We start from the raw sequence: 19,024 nt of genomic DNA, 5'->3' as shown, positions 1-19,024 counted from the left end.
TTAGATGCCGGCGTACCATTCGTAGCCGCGATCTTCCCAATAGCCGCCGTTCCCGCCCCACAGGCCGGCGAAGCTGTCGACCAGTTCGATGCGCATGATGTACTTGGCCTGTTTGTACCCCAGTTGCCGCTCGACCCTGAGACGCAAGGGCGCGCCGTGACCGACGCTAAGGTCCTCGCCGTTCATCTCGTAGGCGAGGATGGTTTGCGGATGAACCGCGTCGATGAGATCGATGCTCTCGTAATAGCGGCCGCTTCCGTCGAGCGTCTTTTCGAGCTCGTCGGCACAATGCAGGACGACATATCGCGCCGTCGGCTTGACGCCGGTAAGGCGCAACAGATGGGCGAGCGGAACGCCTCTCCACTTGGCGATGGCGCTCCAGCCTTCGACGCAGTCATGGCGAGTGATCTGGGTGCGGGAAGGAAGCGCCTTCAGATCTATGAGCGAAATCTCTCGAGGCCGATCAACAAGACCGTCGATCTTCAGTCGCCAGTTTGCGAAGTGACCTTCCAACAGTTCCGCATATTCATCGCTGTCGGGAGCACTCGTTCCATTGACACGGAAGGAAGGGGAAATGTCCTTTTCGTCAAACTCGCGCGCCAGTGCATCGCGCCCCTGAAGCAGTCTTTGGGCTTTCATGGTCAGATGCTCAGCTGAGCGAAGGACTTTTGCGACGTCTGCGTTCTGGTCCAAGAGGTCGCAACCCGAGAGAGTAAGGGCGCTGGCCCCGAGCGTGCCGCCGATGAGAAAGCGGCGTCGGGTGAAAAGCTTGCTCATGATTTCTGGCCTTTCTCCTGGATCGCATAGCGTCCGGTGATCATCGAGCGGATGTTGTTCCAAGTCCCGGAAAGGACCACCATTGCCACGTGCACGATGACGAAGATGACAAGCGCCGACGCTGTGATGAAATGGATCGTGCGCGCGGACTGGCGTCCGCCGAAAATATCGACAAGGGACGGCAGAGCGGCATCGACGCCCGGCGACATTGTCAAACCTGTGAGCACCATCAGCGGCAGCAGAATGACAATGACCGCCAGATAGGTGAGCTTTTGAAGCGCGTTGTAGTGTTTGGCCTCCTCCCCTTCCGGAAAGCGGAGCCGAGCGTGGTCGAGGATTTCGCGGCCGAGGTGGCGCGGCGAGATCTCATGGGGTTTTGGCGCGAGGTCTTTGCGGAAATGTCCGCTCAGTACGCTGAAGCCGAGATAGACAATGCCGTTGATCACAAACAGCCAGGCGAAGAAGAAATGCCAGCGACGTCCGGCCGCAAGATCCTGGAATGAAGGGATGGTTGCCCAGGAGGGAAAAGCGCGTGAGACTTGTTCGCCGTCAGCCTGAGAAACGCCAAGCACGCCCGTCGTGGGGATCTCCAGCCCGGCAATACGAACGAAACCGCGCGGCTGACCACCGCCATCATCTGAGCCGATTGTCAGGATGGCGGGATCGCCGTTCGCGCCATAATGACCCCAATAAAGCTCCGGGTGGGCATTGAAGATCTGAAGCCCGCTCAAAAGAAGGAAGCCCAGGCAAAGCACGTTCAGCCAGTGCGCAAGCCGAGTCACAACGGAGTGGCGGCGGATAAAGATCGTCCGAGGGTATTGAACATTGTCATTGGAAGCGTCTGCGCTCATCTCAGCGTCTTTCATCTGTGCATTAGCGGCTGCACACCAAGCAGCGTCGATCTGTAGTCACGGGCCGAAGCAGTAAGGCGGCTGCTCCGGCCAGTGACGGCGTGTTCTTCACATGGGTGGAACCACGCCATTCTTGCCGACGACCACCTGATGGGCGATGGGGCCTGTTGCAGTCTTTTCGGCGGTGATGAAGACAACGGCGCCAGGAACGAGATCATCCTTGGTGGCCGCGGCGATGGTCACGACCGGTGTCCCATCCGGAATGGCGATCTTCTTTTCCTTGCCATGATAGGTCACGGTGACAGTCCGGCCATCGACGCCTTTAACGGCATCCGCGACCGTCGCATTGGTCATGCTGCTGTCGGGCTTCAGATCCCAACCGTAGCTCCCCTCGCCTGTGCCTTTCATTGCCGGCGGGAAAATGAGGACCTCAAGCGCACCATCGCCGCCGTCGGCCTTTGGCAATGATGCGATACCCACAAAATCGCCCGGCTTGATGTCGGTGACCTTTGCGTTGGCAACGCTGGCGACTTTCCAGTCGTTGGCAAGGGCCACGTCGACAGTCTCGCCTTCGCGGGTCTTCACCTTGAGCGTTGACGCCTGGTAGTCGACGATGCTGCCGCGGACATGGATCGGCGCGGCTTTCTTATCTTCGGCAGATGCGGGTGCTGAAAGGACAGTTACAGCAAGGATGCTGGTCAGCCCGAGGGCCAAGGCTGGGAAAGTATTTCTCATTTTTATCTTCCTACTAGTTGGTAGTTTCGATGGACGCGATTGACCCGAGTAGCCTTGCCACGCAGGATTAGTGAGAAACCGTCGGCGTGAGACGATTGAGGGCAGGTTCGAGTATCATTGAGAACACTTTTGGCTTCCCATTGGCTCTCGCCGAAAGCATTGCCCCGTAGACGGTTGCCAGAAATGTTTCGGCTTCAACATGCGGCGCACTGGTAAGGGTCAGTTCGCCCTGCTTGGAACCGCGCTCCATGACCGATGCCAGCCACGAGGAGATGAAGCGAAAAAAGTTCGTCACCTCGGTTGCGACTTCCGTGGGGAGGGATGGCAGTTCACTGGCAAGCATAGCACAGACACAGTAGGGTCTGCTGGCATCCTCAATGCATGCAGCCCAGTGGTTTGCATAAGCCTTGAGGATGTCCAGAGCATTCGGAACCTTCTGCTCAAGGACTGCCACGCTTGCCTGGCCATCCTCCCGATAACGCTTGACCAGCTCACGCACCAGATCGACCTTGCTGGGAAAATGATGATGAATGCTTGCTTTGCGGATACCGACAATCTTCGAGATATCGGCGTAGCTGAAGCCATTGTAGCCGCCGCTTATCAGAAGGTGTCGGGCGGACGCCAGAATGTCGTCCGAGGTGGTCGAAAGATTGCTCATGCAGCTTGTCTACCTTCTAGTAGGCAGATCGTCAACAGCAAATTTTCGGTTTGCGTCAGCCGTCCGTGGAGACAGTCACGCCCTTCCAAGCTTCGATTTCCTGGGTCAGGCGTTCGGTCCGCGCCGTTACATGTTTAAGCGCATCGCTGCCAAGGAGAAGTTGCGGCGGGGGATTGTCAGATTCGATGAGGGTCAGCACCGCGTCGGCGAGCTTTTGCGGATTTCCGAGCTGCTTGCCGCTCACTGCCTGACGCGCCTCGCGGATCGGATCAAACAGGGTATCATAGTCAGCAATAGAACGCTCTGTACGGACCATGGAACGGCCTGCCCAGTCCGTCCGAAACGAGCCGGGGCAAAGGGTTGTTACGTGCACACCGAACGGCGCCATTTCCGACCGCATGACCTCTGAAATACCCCGCAACGCGAACTTGCTGCCGCAGTAATAGGCGATGCCGGGCATGGTGATCATGCCGCCCATCGACGTGACGTTGACGATAAAGCCGCTTCGGCGCTCACGGAACCTTGGGAGAAACGCCTTGGCGACTGCAACGGCGCCAAACACGTTCACGTCGAACTGGCGGCGCATCTCCTCGATCGGCGATTCCTCAAGCACACCCTCGTGCCCATATCCGGCGTTGTTGATCAGCACATCGACTGGGCCATGCTCTTCCTCCGCTTGCTGCACCGCGACCGGAATACGATCAAAATCGGTGACGTCGCAAAGGACCGGGTGAAGCGCTGGGAGGTCCTTTGACAACACGTCACGTGATGATTCGGAGCGGATGGTCCCTATGACGGTGTGACCGGCTTCGATTGCGGCAGTGGCGATGGCCAGCCCAAAGCCCGAGTTAGCCCCTGTTATGAAAAACGTTTTGCTCGACATTTCTGAAACTCCTTGATTACCCGTCGATGTGACAGATAATCTGGAGACAACGCGGGTTCGATTGCGAATGCTCTTAGATTTTTGCCAATTCCTATGAACTGTAAAATGCCGCCCTCTACACATGACCAGTCTGCCGCCTTGGCCGGACAACTCGCTCCTCGTCTTGGCTACAACCAGACCGGGCTCGGTAATGTCCGTATCCTACGCACGGAAGCAGTGCTGAATGACATTCCGGTTCTTTATAAGCCGGGCGCCGTGTTCGTATTGCAGGGGAGTAAACACGGCATTCTGGACGGGGAAATCTACCTCTACGACCAGCACCACTATCTTGCCATTTCGGTGCCCGTTCCCTTTAGGATGACATCTACAGCCAGTGCACGGCGGCCACTGCTCGCGGTCTATTTAGAGTTCGATATGCAGATGGCGGCCGAGATCGCCACGCAGCTCGAAAAACTCCCCGGTCCTGCAAGCGTCAAGCCAAAAGGGCTCTTCTCGAGCAGGATGGACAGCAGTATCGAAGACGTCCTGCTGCGCTTGCTGACGGTGCTCGGCAGTCCGGTTGAAGTCGCCGTCCTTGGAGACTCCATCCTGCGTGAGCTGCATTACCGGGTCATGTCAGGCCCGCAAGGCGGCGCAGTGATCGCCGCCCTGCAGCGGAAAGGGACGTCGGGAAAACTGGTCGAGAGCCTGGCATGGCTGCGCAAAAACTACGGCTCTGAAATCACCGTCGCGGACCTTGCCAGAGCGGTGGGCATGAGCGTTCCTTCCTACCATGTCCATTTCAAAGAGCTGACAGGCTCAAGTCCGATGCAATACGTGAAGGCGATGCGGCTCCATGAAGCGAGACTGATGATCGCCCGCCAGACTGGAACAATTGCAGAGGTGGCGGCGTCAGTGGGCTATGTCAGCCCGGCGCAATTCAGCCGCGACTTCAGACGGCATTTCGGGCGTACCGCATCGGAAGAAGCGAAGTGGGTCCGGCATCACCTGGGCGAACAGGTTTGACCATTGCCCCTCATCGTTCTCACAATCGATCGACCGTCAGAACACAACACGTCATTGTAAAGCAGCTTGAAGAGCGGCTTTGCAATGAATGAGGGTCGTGTCGAAGACGGGAACGCCTACGTTATCCTGGTTTAACAGCATACCCACCTCGGTACAGCCGAGGATAAGACAGTCGCAGCCTTTGTCGACCAGACGCTGCGCAATCCGTTCATAGGTCAAGCGGCTCTCCTCGCGAACGATGTCGCGGCACAGCTCTTCATAGATAATACGATGGGTTTGAGCTCGATCATCAGCTTCAGGGATCGTTGGCGACAGCCCCTGAGCGATGAGGCGGTCGGTGTAGAAGGTCTGCTCCATGGTGAAGGCCGTTGCCATCAAACCCGGTCTCCGGAAACCGCGGTCGACGATAGCGGTTGCAGTTGCGTCCGCGATGTGCACAAACGGGATCGACACCCCGCCCACGATCGTGTCCGCCACCTTGTGCATGGTATTCGTCGCCAGGATGAGGAGGTCGGCACCTCCGCGCTGCAGCGCGATAGCATGTTCATTGAGGATGCGGCCCGCCGCTTCCCAATCGGAGGATGCCTGCAATTTTTCGATTTCGTCGAAGTCGACAGACCGTATGAGAAGCTCGGGAGAATGAAGTCCTCCCAGGCTCTCGCGGGTAAGCCTGCAGAGTTCTCGATAATAAATCTGGGTTGACGTCGCGGACATTCCGCCAAGTATGCCGATGGTCTTCAAATGTTTCTCCATGTTCATACGTTAGGTCCGTTACCGCTCAACGGGCGCTTGAGCAGAAACCAAGCCCCCCATATTTGCTACCTTGGTACGATTGCAACTCAGGAAAACCACCAACGGAGTGGAGAAATTCCTGGATGATGGCCGCCGCCCGCTTCGCCAAATTTACGCGCACAGTGCAGCGGAGGGAACTCCGCAGCCCATGCGCGCCCAAATTCCGCGTTATCACCTGCAGGACAGAGCGGCGAGGCCCCGCCTCGTATCAATGCTCAGGCACTGATGCCGCCGTCGACGAGAATGCCTGAGCCGGTGATGTACGCTGCACCGGGCCCCACGAGAAAGGCGACCGCCTCAGCGACTTCTCTGGTTTTACCATATCGAGCAATCGACAGGTTTGGCAGAATAGCGGCTGCAAGCGCGCCATCGGCAGGGTTCATGTCAGTATCAATCGGACCTGGTCGAACCAGATTGACGGTAATTTCCCGAGAGCCCAGCTCACGTGCGAGACCGCGCGTGAAGCTTTCCAGCGCAGACTTGGTCGCGGCATAGACCGCGATCCCCGCGAACGGCACAGCCAGACCCGCATTGCTGCCGGTACTGATGATGCGACCTCCGTTGGGGATGTATTTCAGCGCTGCCTGGGTGATCAGAAAGACGCCGCGAACATTGACGTTCAGCTGAAGATCAATCTCCTCAAGTGGCTGCGTGGAGAAATCACTTGCGAAAAGGACACCGGCATTATTGACCAGAATATCAAGGCCGCCGAGCTCAGCGACAGTTTGTTCGACGGTAGCCATCGCGGCTGCTGCGCTCGCGGCATCGGCATGGATGGCGATCGCATTTCGACCCATGGCGCGGATCTTGGCAACGAGAGCTTCCGCTTTCTCGACCGACTTCTCATAGGTGATCGCAACGTCGGCACCATCCTCGGCCAGTTTTAGCGCAATTGCCGCACCGATACCGCGTGCCGCACCGGTGACCAGCGCGCGCTTGCCGGAAAGAGGTAGTGTGGAGATGTTGTTCATGGAGAGTACCTCTGAATGTCTCTGTTTTGCTCGGGAGTTTCACGCCGTTTCCGCGCGATCGGCTGATGATGCGCTGCTATGGGGCCGCTCATCGACGCAACGGTCGGGGCGATGTCAGGCTGACGGAAAGCCATCCCGCGATGAGAAGACAAATGCCAATTGCAACGGCTGCAACGCTGTATGCTCGGCCAATGGATTGAACGTCTGTGGCTGACCCCAAGATCGAGAAGAACAACCCGCCAACGATTGTGGCTGCCAACGCACCGCCAATCTGAAATATCGAATTGACCAGACCAGAGGCCAATCCTGACTGCGTCCGGTCCACCCTTTGCACGATGCTCTTCACCAGGTTTGGAAGGGCGATCCCCTGCCCCGCTCCAATAAGAAAAAGCGCAGCAAAAAGGAATTGCGGAAGGCCATTCGAAATCAAGGCCGCCGTTCCAAACAACCCTGCAGCTTGCAGCACCATGCCGGCGCCGGCGGAAAATCTGCCGAAGACGCGGAGGATGCGCTCACTTGCAAAAGAACCAAGGACGAAGCCGACGGCCGCAGGAAGGATCGCCAGCCCGGCCTCGAAAGGCGTCAGACCAAGGCCACCCTGCTGATAGACCGAGAATATCAGCCAGAAGGCCGCAAGCGAGTAGAAGAACAATGCAGCCAGCAGCCCGCGCATTAGTCCACGGTTTTGCAGCAGGCTAGGTGCAAGAATCGGATCTCTCCCCGTCGACTCCAGGTGTTTCTCATGCCGCCAGAACAGGAGGAAAAACGGGAGGGACGTTGCAAGCATCAGGATTAGCCAGATCGGCCACCCCTGCTCCCGCCCCTCGATCAGCGGCGCAATCAGCGCAGATAGCGCAATCGCGATCAACAATGCTCCGCCAAGATCCAGTTTGCTTGGGCGCTCAGATCGGGTTTCCCGCAACATGATGAAGGCCGACGGCGCAGCGACCGCGATAACCGGCAAGTTGATGAGGAAGATGGCTCTCCATCCAAGTCCAAGGATATCAAGCGCAATCAACGCACCACCAAGAAACAGACCAACCATCGATGCCACCCCGAATGTCAGGGCATAAAAGCTGAGGGCTTTTGATTTTTCGTGGTCTGGGAAAATCGCATTGATGGAAGCCAAGGCTTGCGGTGCCATGATTGCCGCTGCAAACCCCTGAAGGATACGGCCGGCGACCAACGCGGCTGGAGACCAGGCAAACCCGCATAAGGCAGACGCGGCTGCAAACCCGACCATTCCAGCCAGAAAGACATTTCGTCGACCATAGAGATCTCCAAGCCTGCCCCCAGTGATCAGCATCACAGCATAGGTGGTGGCGTAACCGGAGATAATCAGCTGCATCGTTGACGCAGAGGCCCTGAAATCCTCCCGGATCGAGGGCAGCGCCACATTGACGATGAAGAAGTCGAGCGGTGGCAAAAAAGCGCCGGTCAAAAGGATGACCAGTGCCATCCATCGCCGTGGATCGAGTTCGTCATCGGGATTGCTGGTGTCTCTCATAAGTCTCTCCACATCGACCAAAAAATCGACCGACGGTTTGCAATGTTGATAATTTGGAACTGCTTGGTTCCCAATTTGGGTCAGCCAAGTGCCTTCAGTGCCAGTGCGACCATGGCCCTTGTCTCAGCGCGATCCGCTCCTGCCTTGGCGAGGACCCGCATGCCCTGAATCTGACACACGAGGAACCTGGCGAGCGTTCGTTCATCCAGCCCTGGATCGATTTCGCCCAAGGCCTGGGCCCTTATGATCGCCGCCGCATAAAGATCTTGCAACCGTCTGAACAGCCGGGAAATACGTGGTGCGACCTCTTTATCGTCTGGCAGCATTTCGACAGCTGCAAAGACGACAAAGCATCCACGCAGACCTTCCGTTCCCGATGATTGATCCACTTGTTGAGAAAAAGCGTCTCGAATTGCGGCTTTGGGCGACGGATTGGAATGCAGCGTTTCACCGACCGAGCGAACGGCGTCCTCTATGTAAGCGTCGAGGGCACGCAGATAGACGCCTCGCTTGTCGACCAAAGCCTTATAAAAGCTGCCTCTGGAAAGCTCCATACCCTCAAGCAGGTCGGGAAGTGATGCATCGTGATATCCACGATCCCAAAATACCTGCATTGCTTTTCGAACCGCTTCATCGAGTTCAAATTCTCGAGGGCGACCAACGGACGCGGATATTTGAGTGCGCTTGACCATGAAGTCAATATGGAACCATTCGGTTCATAATACAAGCGATATTTTTGGAATGTTGCGCCAAGCGTTCGGCACCCAAGTTAGTTATCGACGCCGATCAACAGGGTAATCCCGAGAGAATTTGGAGTGCACCCCATTTCACCGGACAAGTCGGCTAGATTGATTTAGCCCTGATGAACTGCCGAGGGGAAGCCATCTTGAGCGCGGAATGGGGATGGATTTCGTTGTAGTCCTCAATCCATCCGTCGATGAGCCGGAGCGCTGTTTGGGCGTCCGGTAGAGCTGATATCCGAATATAGTCCCGCTTCAACGTTTTGACGAAGGCTTCCGACATGCCGTTCGACTGCGGGCTGGCGACCGGCGTGAAGCAGGGCGTTAGATTGAGTGCTTGCGCAAACAGCCTCGTGTCCCGCGCCGTATAGGCTGAACCATTGTCAGACAGATGCTCGATAGCATTCGGGGCTCGGGTTGCATGGAAGCGTTTCTCGACCGCCTCCAGCATCATGTCGCGGACGTCCGAGCCGGATATTCCGGCATTGGCGAGCGCCGTCCAAGCGATGATCTCCCGGTCGAAGGCGTCGATGATGAAGGCGAGACGAATGACCTCGCCATTCCAGCAGGCGAACTCCAGGCCGTCCGAGCACCAGCGCAGGTTGGAGCGCATGACCATGACCTTGCCATCGTGGAGGCGGCCCTTGCGAACGGCTGTGTGCTTCTCCAGTAGCATGGCGTGGTTACCCATGATGCGATGGACCCGTTTGGCGTTGACGACAGGCTGATCGGCGGCTCGCCTTTCGCGATTGAGGAGCGCGGCGATCCGCCGATAGCCATAGGTTGGCCTTTGATCCACCAGCCTGCGGATGGCGGGCAGAAGCTCTGCATCCTCGGCCTTGTTGTATGGCCCACGCGGCTTTGATCTGCCTTTCAGCCGCTCGATGAGGTTGGAACGGGAGACGCCCAGCGTGTCTGCGACGGCCTTCATCGCGAACCGTCCTTCGGCAACAAGATCGGCCGCGATATCCGTTTTTTTGAGTCCGCTTTGGAAAGGGCTTCGCGGAGGATTTCGACCTCCATCGTCTTGCGACCGAGCATGCGCTCCAACTCCCGGACGCGATCCTCCAGTTTCTTCACTTCCGAATTTCCGACAACCGGCTCGTCAGAATCCACGGCTGCAGCACCTCCCTCGCTCAAGAGCCTGCGCCACCGATAAAGCAAATTGGGCGCGACGCCATGACGGCGAGCGGTCGAAGATACCGTCTCGCCGGGTTCGAAACTCTGCTCAATGATTGTCAGCTTTTGCTCGGTTGTCCACCGCCTGCGGCGAACATCACCCGTCAGCAATTCAACGTGTCGATAGTCGTTAGACATAAGCCTATACCCAAGCCTGTGCTTGAGCCTTTCTGCTTATGCCGACTGTCCGGTCGAAATGGGGGGCAGTTCAGTAATCCCGAGAGAATTCCCTGACCGCCATCAAAATCGGCATAAGCCCGTGGCCTGCTGAACTCAGCGAGTATTCGACTCGAGGAGGCTGCTCTTGAAAGTCGTGTCGGATTATGAGGCCGTCATTTTCCAGTTCCCTGAGATGTTGCGTTAGCATCTTCTGGGATATGCCAGGTATGTCTCTCATGAACTGCGATGCCCGCAATGATGGTTCGGCGAACAATCGGAAAAGGATCGGCAGTTTCCAACGTCCTGTGATCATCCGAAGCACCCTGCTCACATGAGAGACAGATCCGTCGGCTCCGAGGCATGTCGCCCTGTCCTCGACAGGCACTTTAAAGTGCGTAATTGCCTGTTTCATCAACGAACCTCATATCTGCAGGAGACGATAACACGGATGAAATATCATGGACTTACAACTCCAAAACAAGGTTGCACTGGTCACGGGAAGCAGTAAGGGGATTGGCGAGGGCGTGGCCAGAGGCCTCGCAAAGGAAGGGGCAACCGTTCTTGTCCACGGTCGCGACAGAATGAAAACAGAGGAGGTCGCGCATGACATCATATCCTCTGGAGGTCATGCTTTCGCGGTATTCGGCGATCTGACAGTGCCGGATCAGGTCGATCGTCTGGTTCGTGATTCAAAGGCTGCAGCAGGCTCGATCGACATCCTGGTCAACAATGCCGGCGGATCTGCCCCGGCGGAGGATTGGACCTCGACAAGCTCTGAAACGTGGGCCGCTGTCTATGACAGGAACGTGCTCGCATCTGTGAGGATCATCTCGCTCGTTCTGCCCGCAATGAAAGCGTCGCGGTGGGGTCGGATCATAAACATCTCAAGCCTGGCGGCCCTGATGCCACCTGCAAGTCGACCGGACTACTCTGCCGCCAAAGCAGCCATGATCGCGATGACGGCGTCGCTCGCAAAAGACGTTGCTGCATACGGCATCACCGCAAACACCGTTTCGCCTGGAACGGTGCATAGCATCAGTTTGGATACCGCATTCCGTAAGAAAGCCGTTGAGAGGGGGATGGCCATTGACGCCCCCTGGAATGACATAGAGAGAGAAATCCTGCCAATGTTTGCTCAGGTGCCCCTTGGAAGGGTCGGAACCCTTGAGGAGATTGCGGATGCGATTGCGTTCCTCTCGAGCCCCCGTGCCGGCTATATCACAGGAGCGAACCTCCGACTTGACGGAGGAATGTGGCCAGGGATGTAGCAGGACAACAGAGGGGCTGCGCCAAACCTGTGTGGGTTTCCCGCCTCAGTTCCAGTTTGCCATGACGAACCGGTGGATCTCCGCTTCGAGTTCCTGGTCTTCCGGTGTCCCACCCATGAAGCCACCATGGGGCATGGCTTCAAAGACGTGCAATTCTGTTTCCACGCCAGCTTTTCGCAAGGCTCGATGCATCCTCACCGTGTTCGATAGGAACAGGTCACGCGTGCCGGTCTGCAAAAATGTCGGCGGAAGGCCCGCCAAATCGCCGAAGAGCGGCGATAAATAGGGGTTGGAAAGATCAGCACCACCGGCGTAGAGCAGGTTGTTTGATCTGAGCGGGCGCGGCAGAACGAGATCAATCATCTGGTTTGTTTGGAAACTGTCGCCCGATTCGGTGAGGTCAACCTGTGGCGAGAGCAAGACTAATCTGCCGGGCATTGGCATGCCTTCATCTCTCGCCCGCAGCAGCATGGCGGTCGCCAGATTGCCGCCTGCCGATCGACCCAAGATGACCACCTCGTCGGGGGAATGACCAGTCAAGACATGGCGATACGTCGCCAGGCAGTCATCAAGAGCGGCCGGATATGGATGCTCAGGCGGCATCCGGTAATCGACGCCGTAGCATCGAACGACATGCTGGTTTGCCTGTCGACGCGCACTGACGCGGCAGGCCTCACCGCCTCCGAACACCAATGCGCCGCCATGCAGGTCGATCAGTGCGCCACGAGCATCAAATTGTCCGTGCGGCGTCGCGACATGGATCGTTGCTTGTTCGACTACAATTGTCTCGACTGTGGAGTGCAAACTCCCCGCAAGATCTTTTGCCGCGGCGGCGTAATGCGCATCTGCTGCGGCTTTTATATTCATCCAGCCGGAAAAGTCCTCCGGAGAGGGCATTTCATACTGCGCATTGATGGGACTGCCGTCCTTGTCGACCAGGCGCGACAGTGACGCTTGCGCTTCGACGCTAATGGACTGTGGGGGGTGAATTGTCCGTGAAGGGATGGCTGCGCTGCGTGTGAAATCGCTCATTTCTTGCTCTGTCATTGGTCGAATATCGACATGTCTGTGTTTCAGCATGGAATTTTGACGGTTCTGGCGGGGTGGGATGCGAACGAAACTTGGACCACCAGGAGGTAGTTCATGTATTCTTATTCCGACAGACCTCGATCCTAAACCGAAAAATGGCGTCCTAGCCCCTCAACCCCTACAACAATGTGGAGTAGCAATCGCCACCCGATCACGGCTAGAATATCCGTTCAGAAGAATCGATGGTGAGGCTATGAAAACGGATATCGGACATCTTCCGCAGACGAAGCAGCGCGAACTGGAAAGGGTCGTCCGGATCATCCACGAAGAGTTCGCCGGCATTGTGGAGCGCTCGAAGTCCGAAGCCAAGAAGGACGGGCGGATTTATAAAATCATCCTGTTCGGTTCTTACGCTCGCGGCACCTGGGTGGACGAGCCGCACACATCGAAAGGTTATCGATCGGATTTCGACATTCTCGTCATCGTCAGCAACAAGGAACTGGCTGACCCGAAATACTGGGACAAGGCGACCGACCGGCTGATGTGGGACAAGGAGATCGAAACACCCGTCGGCCTCATCATGCATGGCGCCCGCGAGATCAGCAATTTCTTGCATGACGGCCAGGCCTTCTTCGTCGATATCGCTCGCGAGGGTATTGTTCTCTACGAATTCGATGACAGGCCATTGGCTGAGCCAAAGCCGCTCAGCCCGGAAAATGCGCTCAGAGTGGCCGAAGAGCATTTTAGTATCCAGCTCAACAGCGCCAAATTCTTTCGTGAGCTCGCGCTATATTCGATCACCCGCAATCAAGCTAATCACGCCGCTTTCAACTTCCATCAGGCGGTCGAAACGGCCTACAACTGCTATCTCCTGACACTGACCAACTATTCGCCTGCGTCTCACAACCTCAAATTCCTGCGCGGGCTTTCGGAGGATCGGGATCGCCGCCTTGTCGACATATGGCCGAGGGACCATCAGCGGTTTACCGCATGGTACAACATTCTCAATGAGGCCTACGTCAAGGCACGCTATTCGAAGCGTTTCGAAATTTCCGAAGAGGCACTCGCCTGGCTTCAGGAGCGAACCGCAGAACTTCACGACCTTATCGAGGCGCTCTGCCGCGAGCACATAAACAGACTGCAGCAGGTAGCGAAGTCCTGACGGCGCTAATGCAACGGCTGACGAGATAGCACAACCGCCTGGTTTTGGCCGGTTTCGCTCTTGAAGGGATTAGAACTGACGACCCGTGTTTCGGTCACGCAACAAAGACGATTCGTCGGTCTTGCGCTCACATAATCTCGCCTCCGCCCAAACGTCATTCATTCAGACGATCCACCAAACGCTTCATCAGATCCATTCGTTCGTGAAAAATCGCTACGATGAGGGCGGGCGCATCCTCTCGAGGCAGACAAAAGACGTAGTGGTGCTGGCATCGTGCCATCCTTAACGCCGGATAAAGCGCGCTCATATCCTTGAACGAACCTCTGCCCTCGGCAAGGGATGCGATACCTTGCTCCAAACCATAGACGTATCGGCGTACCTGCGCAGCACCCCACTGAGTGCGTGTGTAGCGTATTACCGAACGTAGATCGTCTTCCGCCTCCGCAGTAAGAATATAGGCAGTCAAGCACGACCCTCGGAAATCTCCTCGTCAAGGATCTCACCTATGGTTTTAGTCGACAGTCTTCCGGCAAGCCCCTCATTGACGCGCATGTTCATCAAAGTCTTCAACTCCTCCCAGGCTCGCTCTGCGTCTGCGCCACCGGGGAAGAGGCGCTCAAGCGCATACTGCTTGATTGTCTTGCCTTGCAATGCTGCCAGCGCCTTCAGGCTTTGATGTTGTTGATCCGTTATGTCGATCGTCAATCGGCTCATCTAACGCACTCCTAAACTGAGAAAACCCACATTAACACATATGTAGTTTTGTAGCCACCACTGATGCTTGTCCGATGTCGCTTGGAGGGCTTTGCTATTTCGGAGACTCTGATCCGCCTACCTTCCTCCGCTCAAGCACAATCCCTACCGATCAATGGACGTGTGCGTATTAAGCACTTAAGCGGAATCGAACCTGCGACCTGCCAATCAGACATAATAGCTAACTGAATTATTGATTGATTTAACGTACGTGGATTGGTAGTGCGGCGTAATCGCCTGTCATGGAAATACTCAATGCGCGGCGGCGGTGGGACTATGAACAGCGCGGATCTGGAAGAGCGACCAGATCAACAGGTACGGGCGAGTAGCCCCACCCGCGTGCCCGCGACGTAAGCCGCGAGGGTCGCCTGCGTTGAAGCGGTCGCCACCAATATCGCGAGCGATCTCGGTAAAAGCGGGCATAACAAGATCAGTCCCGACGATGCCTAAGACAATCGCCCCCAGGTCTAGATCTGCTTCTCTCTTACCGCCGCAAGCGTTGCGACCTCACCCTTAAGTGCGAGGCAAGCTCTCGGCCAAGCGCCCTTGTCCGCGCCGAGCGCGGTCTGAAGCCAGGCGAGCGTAAGACGTCGGGTCGCTTCCAGCACGTCTGGTGCTTCAGTGTCTGTTTCCTTTGCGTCGAGAGCTGCAATGCCGCCAAGACCATGACCGACCCCGTGCATCATCAGCATTTCTTTAGCGCCCGGTGCATCGTGGAATGCATCTGCATGCCACTCAGGACCGCGGGTTGTAAAATGCGGATTGTCCATATCACCGCAAACGACGAGGCTGCGTGTCGAGAGCGTCGAGAAATCGACGTCGAAAAACGGAAAACGGGCAGCACTCTCAGGCGTCATGTCCTTGCCGCCGCGGCCCGGTGTCGTCAGGAGAACGCCGGCCGAGATTCTTGGATCGGAAAAATCCTCACCATCCACCTGCGCGCCGAGCAGGAGCCCAACGGTGTGGCCGCCAAAGGAATGACCGACCGCGCCGATGCGTGAATGATCCATCCGGCCAGCAACGGCTGGCGCCTCCCGTTCAATTTCGGTCAACTGGTCAAGGATCGCCTTCATCTCATTGACACGCTCGCGCCAGAAGAATGGCGTGCCGGATGAATTTGACGGCAGGCCACCGACGCGAGAACTCGCATGCGTCGGCTGGATCACCACGAACCCTCTCTCGGCCCAAAACTGGACAAGAGGAGCGTAACCGTCCTTTGACGGAATGTAGTTGGATGGGCCGTAGCCATGCGACAGCAGCACGATCGGAAGCTTGGCCCCCGTAGCGGGGGCGGTCAGACGCAGTTCCAATGGCTGGCGGCCGTGCATCGAAAGACGGATCGGCGTGTAGGCTACGGTGAGAGCGGCCTCAGGTGTCGGAATATGCATCGCGAGATTGATCAGATTATTCATGGGTCTGGACCTTCAAAGGTTGATTTGGGCGATGATGTTAGGCGAGCGAATGACCGGCTTCGCGATATGAGGTTTCCGCGTCCGCTCCGGCCGGGATCTTCATTGGCGCATCGCTCTCTGTCACAGACCTCCAGACAGCCTCTGCGACCTCATCCGGCGTCGTGACTTCAGTCCCGGATCTCAACTTCGTCAGGTAGTCTTGGACGAATGCTTGGTAAGGCTCGGGGATTTCCATGCCCATGCGCGAGACAGCATTCTTGCCGAAGCCGGTCGTCGGTGCAGAGCCAGGTAGGACGAGTTTAGCGCGGATGCCGAACAGCGCCGCCTCGAGCGCGAGGCTCTCCGTGAAGGCATTGAGCGCTGCCTTGCTGGCGCTGTAAACCGAAAGCGCGGGCAACGGCCTTATCGTGACGGCCGAGCTGACGTTAACGATGACGCCTGAGCGACGGGACCGCATCTGCGGAAGGACAGCTTTTGACATCGCCATCGCACCGAAGACGTTTGTCTCGAACAGTTCGCGAATATTCGACATCTCCGTGCCTTCAAGCACATTGAGCAGGCCGACCCCGGCATTGTTGACCAGAGCATCGATCGTGCCGGCGGTTTCGACCGCCTCAGCAATGCTGTCCGCGCTGGTGACATCCAGCAGCAGGATTTCGAGCCTGTCGTTCGAAGGAAGAAGGTCGCTTCGCGGCGTGCGCATGGTTGCGACGACGTCCCACCCGGTGTTCAAGAATTTTTGTGCGATGGCGAGGCCGAAACCGGACGAGCAACCAGTGATGAGGATCTTTGGCATGTTCCGTCTCCTGACATTTAACAAGGCTGAAGATGGACCTGATCAACCGGACCTGCTATATGCGCATGTCCGAGATTGTTTAGCGGAAGTCCGAATTGATGACCGATCCGGTTGCCGAAGTTGTTTCCTTGTTGAAGCCGAGCCCGTCGATATCAAAGCTGGTGACGGGCGGCGGTCGGTGGCTCGTTGAGCGTACGGAGGTCGGAAGCCCCTTCTACTGTGCCGTGGTCGAGGGCCGTTGCCTGATGACGATTGCCGGTCGTGAGCCAATGGTGCTCACTGAGGGTGACTTCGTCCTGGTCCCAAAGATCTTCTCATTCACGATGAGCAGCATGGAGCCGCCACCACGCGGCGCACTTCCCCAACGTCTGGAAACCAGCCCCGGTGTCTTTCGCCTGGGCGACCCGGAAGCGTCGGCGGAGATCAAGGCACTGGTCGGGCATTGCACTTTCGGCTCGGATGACAAAGCCCTTCTCGTATCTCTGCTGCCGGAAGTCATCCATGTTCATGGTGAAGAGCGACTGATCGCTCTCGTCCGAATGATCAACGAGGAGACGAGGGCTGATCGTGCCGCGCGCGAAATGGTCCTCCACCGATTGCTCGATGTGTTGTTAATCGACGCGTTACGATCGGCAGCAAGCGCCAAGGCGCCGCCGGGTCTCCTGCGTGGCATGGCCGATCCGCTGCTGGCGCCGACCTTGCGCCGGATACACGCAGATCCGGGTCGTAGCATGACGGTGGAGACGCTTGCTCAGGAGGCTGCCATGTCTCGCTCGACCTTCTTCGATCGTTTCCGCAAGGAAGTTGGTGTAGCACCGATGGAATACGCGACGGGATGGCGTATGGCACTGGCAAAGGAGTTCCTCCGCGAGGATATACCCATAGCGGACATTGCCGAGCGCGTCGGCTATGGATCGACCAGCGCTTTCAGCGTCGCCTTCAATCGGCATGTGGGAATGCCGCCCGGCGTCTATTCGCGGGCAGTTGGTGCGGCTTAACGCTTCCGAACCTTACCCGCCGATATAGGCGGCCAGCGGCCCTGTGGCGATTGGGCCGTCAACGATCAGAACGATCTACTCGCACGCCTCTTCGGACTTCAAAAGGTTAACAAAGCTTGAAGGCAGGCCCCGCTTTGGGGTCATGCTGACTCACTGAAAGTTTGCAACAGGCACGACACACCCCGAGCACTCGTGGCGACAACGGGCTGGGTGCGTCTTGCCGAGCACCCATAGATTTTTCTAATTTCCGGTCCGCTCGACCCGGACCAGTTGCGAGTTGGTTCCGGCCGGCCGACCTGTAGGAAACGACCTTTGTCGCTGCGGAAGACGGGGCTATCTCGAGCCCAGTCTTCCCATCGCTCAATCCGGGGGCAATCCTAGGAGTAGTTGACCGGGAGCCAGTCATAATTGGTGCTATCTGTACGCACGTGGCCGATTCCGGGGAACGCAATATGTGCGCCTGCCACAAGGTATTTGCCTTCCACAGCCTGCCTGAAGGCGACGTCGCGGGCAGCAACGGCGGCCTTCTGTTCGATATCGAATTCTATGGCGATGCCAGGCTCATCGAATTGCAGGATATCGCCATGGGTGATGTCGCCCCAGAAAACGATCTTCTGGCCTTCGCTTTCCAGCGTGATGGCGCTGTGACCCGGCGTATGTCCCGCATAAAGAATCGAGCCCAGACCCGGGACGGATGCTTGGTTATCTCCGAAGGTTTCAAATTTTCCAGCTCGCACGTAAGGCGTCACGCACTGGTCTGCCTCGCCAAAATGCTGCTTGACGATGCCGGTCGCCGCTTTGGCGTTTTCCGGGCTCAGCCAGAATTTCGCCTCCCGCTCATTGACCCGTAATGTGGCGTTAGGGAAAGTGCGTTTGCCTTCGCTCATCAACCCACCGGAATGATCGGTATGAATATGGGTGAGGATGACATCGTCAATGTCACCTACCTTGTATCCGGAAGCCTCGATGTTGGACACGAGCTTGCCGAGCGATGGGCCCAAATAGGTACCGGTGCCTGCGTCGATCAGCACCAGTCTTTCGCCGGTGTTGACCAGGAATGCGTTGACGGAAGTTGGTACGATTTCCGGCAGAAAAGCATCATTCAGAGCGTCCTGCGCGTGTTCTTCGCTAGTGTTGGTGTAGAGCTTGGCGAGCGGCAGGGCAACTGTGCCGTCCGACAGGGCTGTGACCTCTACGGAGCCGATCTTCAGCCGGTAGAAACCCGGTGCCTGAACAGCGGCATAAGGCGCCTTGGCGAAGACGATTGATGGCGCAACAAAGGGCGCTGCGACTAAGCCAGTCAGAGCGCTTTTGAGAATGGAACGACGAGATGGCATGGGTTTGCTCCT

21 protein-coding genes and 1 pseudogene are annotated in these 19,024 nt (G+C 57.2%); 5 read left to right on the top strand and 17 right to left on the bottom strand.

Annotated features, from left to right (window positions below; genetic code table 11):
- From QE432_RS26450 to QE432_RS26430, 5 genes are all read right to left on the bottom strand, one after another.
- Entirely contained in the window at nucleotides 1-777 is a 777-nt protein-coding gene (locus tag QE432_RS26450; protein ID WP_115064261.1) for a molybdopterin-binding protein, read from the bottom strand.
- Nucleotides 774-1,628 (bottom strand): cytochrome b/b6 domain-containing protein, encoded by an 855-nt coding sequence (locus QE432_RS26445; protein WP_306627462.1) that lies wholly within the window; start codon nucleotides 1,626-1,628, stop codon nucleotides 774-776. Before QE432_RS26445 ends, QE432_RS26450 begins: the two co-directional genes overlap by 4 nt.
- Nucleotides 1,629-1,736: 108 nt before the next feature.
- Nucleotides 1,737-2,363: a hypothetical protein gene (locus QE432_RS26440; RefSeq protein WP_306627460.1), complete on the bottom strand. Its 627-nt coding sequence runs from the start codon at nucleotides 2,361-2,363 to the stop codon at nucleotides 1,737-1,739.
- A 67-nt stretch (nucleotides 2,364-2,430) separates the two neighbouring features.
- The gene (locus QE432_RS26435; protein WP_306627458.1) at nucleotides 2,431-3,021 is read right to left on the bottom strand and encodes a TetR/AcrR family transcriptional regulator; all 591 of its coding nucleotides are present in this window, start codon (nucleotides 3,019-3,021) and stop codon (nucleotides 2,431-2,433) included.
- Nucleotides 3,022-3,076: 55 nt separating this feature from the next.
- Nucleotides 3,077-3,904, bottom strand: a complete 828-nt coding sequence (locus QE432_RS26430; protein WP_306627456.1) for an oxidoreductase — start codon at nucleotides 3,902-3,904, stop codon at nucleotides 3,077-3,079.
- A 93-nt stretch (nucleotides 3,905-3,997) separates the two neighbouring features.
- Here QE432_RS26430 and QE432_RS26425 point away from each other — a divergent pair, with 93 nt between their 5' ends.
- A complete protein-coding gene (locus tag QE432_RS26425; protein WP_115064253.1) occupies nucleotides 3,998-4,909 on the top strand; it encodes an AraC family transcriptional regulator in 912 nt (303 codons plus the stop codon).
- 51 nt (nucleotides 4,910-4,960) lie between these two features.
- Here the strand turns inward: QE432_RS26425 and QE432_RS26420 are convergent, their stop codons facing one another.
- The 6 genes from QE432_RS26420 to QE432_RS26395 all read right to left on the bottom strand — a co-directional run bounded on the left by QE432_RS26420 (nucleotide 4,961) and on the right by QE432_RS26395 (nucleotide 10,669).
- Nucleotides 4,961-5,650, bottom strand: a complete 690-nt coding sequence (locus QE432_RS26420; RefSeq protein ID WP_115064266.1) for an aspartate/glutamate racemase family protein — start codon at nucleotides 5,648-5,650, stop codon at nucleotides 4,961-4,963.
- A gap of 266 nt (nucleotides 5,651-5,916) precedes the next feature.
- A complete protein-coding gene (locus QE432_RS26415) occupies nucleotides 5,917-6,672 on the bottom strand; it encodes an SDR family oxidoreductase (RefSeq protein WP_306627454.1) in 756 nt (251 codons plus the stop codon).
- A gap of 88 nt (nucleotides 6,673-6,760) precedes the next feature.
- Nucleotides 6,761-8,179, bottom strand: coding sequence for an MFS transporter (locus QE432_RS26410; protein ID WP_306627452.1), 1,419 nt, complete (start codon nucleotides 8,177-8,179; stop codon nucleotides 6,761-6,763).
- An 80-nt stretch (nucleotides 8,180-8,259) separates the two neighbouring features.
- Nucleotides 8,260-8,871, bottom strand: coding sequence for a TetR/AcrR family transcriptional regulator (locus QE432_RS26405; RefSeq protein ID WP_441296763.1), 612 nt, complete (start codon nucleotides 8,869-8,871; stop codon nucleotides 8,260-8,262).
- Nucleotides 8,872-9,022: 151 nt separating this feature from the next.
- Nucleotides 9,023-10,236, bottom strand: a protein-coding gene (locus QE432_RS26400; protein WP_112354636.1) for an IS3-like element IS426 family transposase whose coding sequence is annotated in 2 segments (ribosomal slippage) — nucleotides 9,023-9,900 and nucleotides 9,900-10,236 — 1,215 coding nt in all. Because the reading frame shifts where the segments join, the coding sequence is not laid out codon by codon here.
- Nucleotides 10,237-10,306: 70 nt separating this feature from the next.
- Nucleotides 10,307-10,669 (bottom strand): winged helix-turn-helix transcriptional regulator, encoded by a 363-nt coding sequence (locus QE432_RS26395; protein ID WP_306627450.1) that lies wholly within the window; start codon nucleotides 10,667-10,669, stop codon nucleotides 10,307-10,309.
- A gap of 46 nt (nucleotides 10,670-10,715) precedes the next feature.
- Between QE432_RS26395 and QE432_RS26390 the strand changes: the two genes are divergently transcribed.
- Nucleotides 10,716-11,525: an SDR family NAD(P)-dependent oxidoreductase gene (locus QE432_RS26390; RefSeq protein ID WP_306627448.1), complete on the top strand. Its 810-nt coding sequence runs from the start codon at nucleotides 10,716-10,718 to the stop codon at nucleotides 11,523-11,525.
- A gap of 45 nt (nucleotides 11,526-11,570) precedes the next feature.
- Here QE432_RS26390 and QE432_RS26385 read toward each other — a convergent pair whose 3' ends face one another.
- Nucleotides 11,571-12,557 carry an alpha/beta hydrolase gene (locus QE432_RS26385; RefSeq protein WP_115062116.1) on the bottom strand — a complete coding sequence of 329 codons (987 nt, stop codon included), beginning with the start codon at nucleotides 12,555-12,557 and terminating at the stop codon, nucleotides 11,571-11,573.
- Nucleotides 12,558-12,807: 250 nt separating this feature from the next.
- Between QE432_RS26385 and QE432_RS26380 the strand changes: the two genes are divergently transcribed.
- Nucleotides 12,808-13,716: a nucleotidyltransferase and HEPN domain-containing protein gene (locus QE432_RS26380; protein WP_115062112.1), complete on the top strand. Its 909-nt coding sequence runs from the start codon at nucleotides 12,808-12,810 to the stop codon at nucleotides 13,714-13,716.
- Nucleotides 13,717-13,870: 154 nt separating this feature from the next.
- On the opposite strand, the gene QE432_RS26375 is transcribed toward QE432_RS26380, so the two are convergent.
- The 4 genes from QE432_RS26375 to QE432_RS26360 form a co-directional block, all read right to left on the bottom strand.
- Nucleotides 13,871-14,182, bottom strand: coding sequence for a type II toxin-antitoxin system RelE/ParE family toxin (locus tag QE432_RS26375; protein ID WP_019565582.1), 312 nt, complete (start codon nucleotides 14,180-14,182; stop codon nucleotides 13,871-13,873).
- Nucleotides 14,179-14,430 (bottom strand): antitoxin, encoded by a 252-nt coding sequence (locus QE432_RS26370; RefSeq protein WP_115062110.1) that lies wholly within the window; start codon nucleotides 14,428-14,430, stop codon nucleotides 14,179-14,181. The genes QE432_RS26375 and QE432_RS26370 overlap by 4 nt, the downstream gene beginning before the upstream one ends.
- A gap of 506 nt (nucleotides 14,431-14,936) precedes the next feature.
- Nucleotides 14,937-15,881, bottom strand: a complete 945-nt coding sequence (locus QE432_RS26365) for an alpha/beta hydrolase family protein (RefSeq protein WP_065689093.1) — start codon at nucleotides 15,879-15,881, stop codon at nucleotides 14,937-14,939.
- A gap of 37 nt (nucleotides 15,882-15,918) precedes the next feature.
- On the bottom strand, nucleotides 15,919-16,677 hold the full coding sequence (locus QE432_RS26360; protein ID WP_065689092.1) for an SDR family oxidoreductase: 759 nt from the start codon (nucleotides 16,675-16,677) through the stop codon (nucleotides 15,919-15,921).
- 98 nt (nucleotides 16,678-16,775) lie between these two features.
- On the opposite strand from QE432_RS26360, the gene QE432_RS26355 reads away from it, so the two are divergent.
- Together QE432_RS26355 and QE432_RS26350 are read left to right on the top strand one after the other, a co-directional pair.
- Nucleotides 16,776-17,675, top strand: coding sequence for an AraC family transcriptional regulator (locus QE432_RS26355; RefSeq protein ID WP_065689091.1), 900 nt, complete (start codon nucleotides 16,776-16,778; stop codon nucleotides 17,673-17,675).
- A 45-nt stretch (nucleotides 17,676-17,720) separates the two neighbouring features.
- A pseudogene (locus QE432_RS26350) lies at nucleotides 17,721-17,795 on the top strand (IS6 family transposase); the annotation flags it as partial.
- Nucleotides 17,796-18,052: 257 nt separating this feature from the next.
- On the opposite strand, the gene QE432_RS26345 reads toward QE432_RS26350, so the two are convergent.
- Nucleotides 18,053-19,012: an MBL fold metallo-hydrolase gene (locus tag QE432_RS26345; RefSeq protein ID WP_115062108.1), complete on the bottom strand. Its 960-nt coding sequence runs from the start codon at nucleotides 19,010-19,012 to the stop codon at nucleotides 18,053-18,055.
- Nucleotides 19,013-19,024 lie beyond the last annotated feature (12 nt).

The organism is Agrobacterium sp. SORGH_AS_0745 (assembly GCF_030818995.1).
In the GTDB taxonomy this organism is placed as follows: domain Bacteria; phylum Pseudomonadota; class Alphaproteobacteria; order Rhizobiales; family Rhizobiaceae; genus Agrobacterium; species Agrobacterium tumefaciens.
The sequence above is the reverse complement of the archived record's forward strand: the minus strand, read 5'-3'. Positions and strand labels throughout refer to the sequence as shown.